The following is a 1549-nucleotide window of genomic DNA, read 5'->3' as shown; positions in this document are numbered from 1 at the left end:
CAACATCGTATTGGCAATAGGCGGGCTGAACGGCTTCGTATCAACGGAAGTGCAAAATTCAATTTCTGTTCTTCGATTAAAGTTCAGTGCTAAAAATCCCGCCCATCGCCAATACGCGGCACGTTGTTAGCAATCCGCTGCGCTCCTTGCTAACAATGGCTCGGCGACTTACGTCGCTTGCCGTAAGCCGCCGCTTCGCGGACTGCTTACAACAAGCGACTTGGCTAAATAGCTCCGCTTTTGTATCTTCGATACAGCTTCGCTACTTCGCCAATTCGCCGAGCCATTAGCGGGCATTGTAGAGCGACACCCATCCCTGACAGACAAACCAAAATCAACTATCCTTAAATTTTGAATCAAACATTTTAGGTAACTACCAAAAAAATATATTATCTTTGTTGTCAAGATAAATGGTTAACAAGATTTATGCCTGTCAAAGAAAAAATCATCAACTTAAGGAAATTGAGCCAACTTTATGCCTACACATCTATTCAAATGCACGAAAGCATTGGTAGAAAAATTGGACTGACTGGCACTGACCATAAATATTTAGGTTTCTTAATTCAAAAAGGTCAAATGACAGCAGGTGAACTTGCCCTACTTACAGGGTTAACAACAGGTTCGGTTACAGGGCTAATAGACCGGTTTGAAAACAAAAAACTCGTAAAAAGACAGCCCGACAAAACTGACAGGCGGAAAATAATCATAGTTCCCAATATTGATAGAATAACAAAGTTGGTTACACCATTTTATAGTAACTACCAAAACAAAACACACGACCTTTTTGTGTCATTCAATAGTGATGAATTAAACATTTTAGAAAAATACTTCCACAAAGCATTGGAGTTGATGAATAAAGAAATTGAAAAAGTAAACGAGAAACAATAAGAAATAACTATGAACACAACCAAAATAGAAGATAAAGCCGTACTTCATATTCCTACACCGTTTGCTCAAACCTATTTTCACGGAACAAAGGCTGACTTGAAAATTGGCGATTTCATTCAAGTAGGTTTCAACAGTAATTATGAAGAAAACAGAATATTAAAGCATATTTATGTTTCGGCTACACTGAATACTGCAATATTAGGAGCAGAACTTGCTTTGGGCAACGGACGTGAAAGGATTTATTTAGTAGAAGCAACAGGCGACATAGAAGATGACCCCAACGTAACGGACAAAAAATTTCCTGGTAATCCCACAAAATCCTATCGTTCGAAACATCCTTTTAAAGTTGTTGGAGAAGTAACCGGTTGGCACGGACATACCCTTGAAGAGATTAAAGCTATGAAAGATGGACTGGAAAAACTTAGAGAACAAGGGAAGAATGTTATTATAGACTAATGAATAAACAATTATTATTTGACATAGAACAACGACCCGCTAACATGGTATTTGCAATAGCACGACTGACGGAAGTAATTGAACATTTGTACTACTATCAACTTTTGTGCATATTTTCGGCTGACGGTTTTCAAATGCCGTGCCATCGCAAATACCCAAACCGTTAGCGGGCATTGTAAAGGACTACCTCTAAAAAAGAAAACTT

2 protein-coding genes are annotated in these 1549 nt (G+C 38.5%); both read left to right on the top strand.

Going from position 1 to position 1549, the window contains the following annotated elements; genetic code table 11:
- Positions 1-495: 495 nt before the first annotated feature.
- Positions 496-888 carry a MarR family winged helix-turn-helix transcriptional regulator gene (locus tag RH98_RS14940; RefSeq protein WP_237717554.1) on the top strand — a complete coding sequence of 131 codons (393 nt, stop codon included), beginning with the start codon at positions 496-498 and terminating at the stop codon, positions 886-888.
- Positions 889-897: 9 nt separating this feature from the next.
- Complete coding sequence (gene arr / locus RH98_RS14935) at positions 898-1344, top strand: NAD(+)--rifampin ADP-ribosyltransferase (protein WP_010257556.1); 447 nt, start codon at positions 898-900, stop codon at positions 1342-1344.
- Positions 1345-1549 lie beyond the last annotated feature (205 nt).

The organism is Myroides injenensis M09-0166 (assembly GCF_000246945.1).
In the GTDB taxonomy this organism is placed as follows: Bacteria; Bacteroidota; Bacteroidia; order Flavobacteriales; family Flavobacteriaceae; genus Flavobacterium; species Flavobacterium injenense.
This window is presented reverse-complemented; position numbering and strand designations above follow the sequence as displayed.